This is a genomic window from Micromonospora maritima (assembly GCF_902825405.1).
Lineage (GTDB): Bacteria > Actinomycetota > Actinomycetes > Mycobacteriales > Micromonosporaceae > Micromonospora > Micromonospora maritima.
Window position 1 is genome coordinate 1 of the sequence record NZ_CADEAU010000392.1, and the last position, 4,992, is coordinate 4,992.

Annotated in this window: 5 protein-coding genes and 1 riboswitch; all 5 genes read left to right on the forward strand. The window is 74.2% G+C overall.

The features are described 5' to 3' along the window. The first annotated feature begins 276 nt into the window (after positions 1–276). Positions 277–882 (forward strand): class I SAM-dependent methyltransferase, encoded by a 606-nt coding sequence (locus tag HUW36_RS25295; RefSeq protein WP_174530453.1) that lies wholly within the window; start codon positions 277–279, stop codon positions 880–882. A gap of 41 nt (positions 883–923) precedes the next feature. Continuing rightward, complete coding sequence (locus HUW36_RS25300) at positions 924–2,603, forward strand: ABC-F family ATP-binding cassette domain-containing protein (RefSeq protein ID WP_174530454.1); 1,680 nt, start codon at positions 924–926, stop codon at positions 2,601–2,603. Next, positions 2,600–3,397: a nucleotidyltransferase family protein gene (locus tag HUW36_RS25305; RefSeq protein ID WP_174530455.1), complete on the forward strand. Its 798-nt coding sequence runs from the start codon at positions 2,600–2,602 to the stop codon at positions 3,395–3,397. The genes HUW36_RS25300 and HUW36_RS25305 overlap by 4 nt, the downstream gene beginning before the upstream one ends. 60 nt (positions 3,398–3,457) lie before the next feature. Further along, the gene (locus tag HUW36_RS25310; RefSeq protein ID WP_174530456.1) at positions 3,458–4,420 is read left to right on the forward strand and encodes an aldo/keto reductase; all 963 of its coding nucleotides are present in this window, start codon (positions 3,458–3,460) and stop codon (positions 4,418–4,420) included. Positions 4,421–4,581: 161 nt separating this feature from the next. Then, a riboswitch (TPP riboswitch) is annotated at positions 4,582–4,693 on the forward strand. Continuing rightward, the coding region (locus HUW36_RS25315; protein WP_174530457.1) for a thiamine phosphate synthase at positions 4,688–4,992 on the forward strand (305 nt) is incomplete at its 3' end. (Overlaps the previous riboswitch by 6 nt.)

Here is a 4,992-nt window from a genome sequence, read left to right on the forward strand (position 1 = left end):
CGGGCCGGGCCGGTGGCAGCGACGGGGTGGGGAAGCGGGACGGCGACGGGCCCGCGGGCGGCGGGGTCGCGGCTCCGGGCCCGGTGGGGGCCGACCCGGGCTTCGGGTACTCCAGGAAGGCGTCCTCGTCGGACTCGTACCGGTACACCATGTGGCATAGAGTAGGGCCGATTGTCCCTTTCAGGGGTAATATCGGGAAATTCCGGCGGAGTGGCGTCGGATGCTCCCCGCCACACCGTCACCGGACCCGCTCCCGGCCGGTGCGACAATGCCGACGTGACCGGCGACCACTACTTCACCGCTGAACCGACCACCCCGGCCCGCCCGCGCGAGGTCGAGTTCTCCGTCGCCGGGCGCGACTACACCCTCACCTCGGCCAGTGGTGTCTTCTCCGCCGACCGGCTCGACCCCGGCACCGCGGTGCTGCTGCGCAAGGCGGCACTGCCCGCCCCCGGCGAGACCGGTCCGCTGCTCGACATCGGCTGCGGGTTCGGCCCGATCACCTGCGTCCTGGCCACCGTCTCGCCGTCCGCCACGGTCTGGGCGGTCGACGTCAACGAGCGCGCCCGTGCCCTCACCACCGCCAACGCCGACCGGGTCGGCGCCGCCGGCCGGGTCCGCGCCGCCGCCCCGGACGACGTGCCGGCGGACGTCACGTTCCGCCAGATCTGGTCCAACCCGCCGATCCACATCGGCAAGGCGGAGCTGCACGGCCTGCTGCTGCGCTGGCTGCCCCGACTCACCCCGGACGGCGTGGCCTGGCTGGTCGTCGCCCGCCACCTCGGCGGCGACTCGTTGCACCGCTGGCTGGTCGAGCAGGGCTGGCAGGTCGACCGGCACGCCAGCCAGAAGGGCTACCGGGTGCTCCGGGTCACCCGGTAATCGGGTGTCGCCCGCGTGTCCCGCTCGGGCAGGATGCCCGCGTGGGATACGTGGACGTGGCAGCGGTCGGGCACATCCTCCCGGACGGGCGGGAGCTGTTCGGCGACGTGTCGTTCCGGGTCGGCGAGGGCGCCAAGGTGGCGCTCGTCGGCCCCAACGGCGCCGGCAAGACCACCCTGCTCCGGATGGTCGCCGGTGACCTGCCGGTGCAGACCGGCGCGATCGCCCGCTCCGGCGGGCTGGGCGTGATGCGCCAGTTCATCGGCATGATCGGCGACGAGTCGACGCTCGCCGACCTGGCCCTGTCGCTCGCCCCGCCGGCGCTGCGCGACGCCGGGCGACGGCTCGCCGAGACCGAGGCGGCCATGCGGGCGGCCGAGGTCCGCGGCAAGTACAGTGCCGCCGCCGGCAAGGCCCAGCTCGCGTATGCCGACGCGCTTGCCGCCTGGGGCGAGACCGGCGGGTACGACGCCGAGGTCCTCTTCGACACCGTCGCCACCGTCGTGCTGGACCTGTCGTGGGACAGCGCCCGGGAACGGCCGGTGCGGACGCTCTCCGGCGGCCAGCAGAAGCGCTTCGCACTGGAGTTGCTGCTGCGCGGCCCGGACGAGGTGCTGCTGCTCGACGAGCCGGACAACTTCCTCGACGTGCCCGGCAAACGCTGGCTGGAGGCGCGGCTGCGCGAGTCCGGCAAGTCGGTGCTCTACGTCTCGCACGACCGTGAGCTGCTGGCCCAGACCGCCGACCGGGTGGTGGCCGTCGAGGGCGGCAGCGCCTGGGTGCACCCGGGCGGCTTCGCGAGCTGGCACTCCGCGCGGGTGGCCCGGCACGACCGCCTCGACGAGCTGCGCAAGCGCTGGGACGAGGAGCACGAGAAGCTGCGCGAGCTGATGCTGATGTACAAGCAGAAGGCCGCGTACAACTCGGGGATGGCCTCGCGGTACCAGGCCGCGCAGACCCGGCTGCGCAAGTTCGAGGAGGCCGGGCCGCCGCCCGTACCCCCGAAGGACCAGGACATCCGGATGCGCCTGACCGGCGGGCGGACCGGCAAGCGCGCGGTGATCGCCGAGCAGCTGGAGCTGGACGGCCTGACCTACCCGTTCGACCTGGAACTCTGGTACGGCGACCGGGTCGCGGTGCTCGGTGCGAACGGCACCGGCAAGTCGCACTTCCTGCGGCTGCTGGCCCGCGGCGGCACCGACCCGGACCCGGGCAACACGCCCGTCGACGGCGCCGACGCGCTCGCGCCGGTCGCGCACGGCGGTGTGGTCCGGCTCGGCGCGCGCGTCCGGCCGGGTCACTTCTCGCAGACCCACGACCGGCCGGAGCTGATGGAGAAGACGCTCGTCGAGGTGCTGTGGCGCGGCGACGACCACCGGGCCGGCATGGACCGGCACGCGGCCATGGCGGCGCTGTCCCGCTACGAGCTGGCCGGGCAGGGCGACCAGCGGTTCGGCACGCTCTCCGGCGGCCAGCAGGCCCGCTTCCTGGTGCTGCTGCTGGAGCTGTCCGGGGCCACCCTGCTGCTGCTCGACGAGCCGACCGACAACCTCGACCTCGCCTCCGCCGAGGCGCTGGAGGCCGGACTGACCGCGTTCGAGGGGACGGTGATCGCGGTGACCCACGACCGTTGGTTCACCCGTACCTTCGACCGGTTCGTGCTGTTCCGGGGCGACGGCGACGTGGTCGAGACGCCGGAGCCGGTATGGGAGGTCCGATGATCGACCAGGAGCTGGTCGACCGGCTGTGCGCGGTCGACGGGGTGGTCGCGGTGGCGCTCGGCGGCAGCCGGGCCCGCGGCGACCACCGGCCCGACTCCGACTGGGACCTCGGCCTCTACTACCGGGGCGCGCCGGACCTGGCCGGGCTGCGTGCGGTGGCCGCCTCGATCGCCGACGGGCCGGTGGACCTCACCGCCCCGGGCGGTTGGGGGCCGTGGGTCGACGGGGGTGGTTGGCTGCGCGTCGACGGCGTGGCAGTGGACTGGATCTACCGGGACCTGGACCGGGTGCACCGGGTCTGGGCGGACTGCCGGGCCGGCCGCTACACGGTCGAGGTGCAGGCCGGGCACCCGCTCGGCTTCTACTCGCACGCGTACGCCGGCGAGGTGGCGCTCGGGCGGGTGCTCGGCGACCCGACCGGTGAGCTGACCGCGTTGCGGGCCGAGACCCTCGACTACCCGCCCGCGCTGGGCGCCGCGCTGGTGGCCGGCGGCTGGGAGACCGGGCTGCTGCTCGACGGCGCGGCCAAGGGAGCGGCCGGAGGCGACGCCGGCTACGTGGCCGGCTGCCTGTTCCGCGTGGTCGGGGTGCTGGTCCACGCGTTGCACGGCCGGGCCGGACGGTGGCTGGTCAACGAGAAGGGCATGGTCGTCTCCGCCGGGCGCCTGCCGGGTGCGCCGCCGGACTTCGCCGACCGGGCGCAGGCGCTGCTGGGCGCGGTGGGGCGTACCCCGCAGGAGCTGGCGGCGACGGTCGGTGCGGCCCGGGTGCTGGCCGACGACGTGCTCGGCTGAGCGGTCGGCGGTGGCCCGCCCCCGGCGCTCTCCGGGTGGCGGCACGGGGGCGGGCATAGGGTGGATCTCGTGAGTGAGATGACCTACCGCCGGCTGGGCGACTCCGGACTCGTGGTGTCCGTGGTCGGCATCGGCTGCAACAACTTCGGCCGCAAACTCGACGGCGACGGCACCCGGGCGGTGGTGGACGCCGCGCTCGACGCCGGGATCAACTTCTTCGACACCGCCGACATCTACGGCGAGCCGCAGGGCGGCTCCGAGGAGCTGCTCGGGCAGGCGCTCAAGGGACGCCGCGACGACGTGGTGGTCGCCACCAAGTTCGGCATGGACATGCACGGCGCCAACGGGCCGGACCACGGCGCCCGGGGTGCCCGCCGCTACATCGCCCGCGCGGTCGAGGCGTCGCTGCGCCGGCTCGGCACCGACCACATCGACCTGTACCAGATGCACGAGCCGGACCCGGGCACGCCGATCGACGAGACGCTCGCCGCACTGGACGACCTGGTGACCGCCGGCAAGGTGCGCTACCTCGGCAACTCCAACTTCGCCGGATGGCAGATCGCCGACGCCGACTGGACCGCGTCGTCGCAGGGGCGTACCCGGTTCATCTCCGCGCAGAACCACTACTCCCTGGTGGAGCGCGGGGTGGAGGACGAGGTGATCCCCGCGTGCGAGCGGTTCGGGCTCGGCATGCTGCCGTTCTTCCCGCTCGCCAACGGGCTGCTCACCGGCAAGTACAAGCGGGGTGAGGCGCCCCCGGCGGGCAGCCGGCTGGCCGGCGGCGGCCGGTACGCCGAGCGGCTGGCCGCCGCGCGCTGGGACACCATCGAGGCGATCGAGGCGTACGCGGCCGAGCGCGGGATCAGCATGCTCCAGGTGGCCATCGGCGGCTTGGCGGCCCGTCCCGCGGTGACCTCGGTGATCGCCGGCGCCACCACGCCCGAGCAGGTGAAGGCCAACGCCGAAGCCGGCACCTGGCAACCCTCCGACGAGGACCTCGATGCCCTCGAAGCCCTCCTCTGACGTCGCCCCACCGTCTACGCGTCGATCTTGCGGTCTCTGCCCCTCGGGTGCCCGTTTCGCGGCTTCCGCTGGGGCGGCAACTGCAAGATCGGCGCGCGTTGGTGTGGGACGAACGTTACGGAGGGCTTCCGTACGGCGGGGAGGCGTCGTACGGTAGGCGGCAAGTGACCCACGGGAGCCCGGTGTGGACCGGGCTGAGAGGGGGGCTGGGAGCCCCCGACCGTCGAACCTGATCCGGGTAATGCCGGCGCAGGGAGGAGCGTTGCCGTGCCGTCCCTGGGACGACTGCATCTCATCACCGACACCCGGCCGGGGCGTGACCCGCTCGCCGTGCTGCGTGCCGCGCTGCCCGTGGCGGGCGCCGACCTCGTCGTGCAGGTGCGCGTGGAGGACGACGCCACCGACCGGGAGGCGTACGAGCTGGCCCGGCGGGTGGCCGAGGCGTGCCGGCCGTACGGGGCGTCGTGCCTGGTCAACGACCGGCTGCACGTGGCGCTCGCGGTGGACGCCGCCGGTGGCCACGTCGGCGCGGACGACCTGCCGGTGGCCGCCGCCCGCCGGGTGCTCGGCCC

Bases quoted from the DNA above. Each gene is read 5' to 3' on its own strand.
- HUW36_RS25305 (WP_174530455.1), top strand. From the start codon at position 2,600: ATGATCGACCAGGAGCTGGTCGACCGGCTGTGCGCGGTCGACGGGGTG.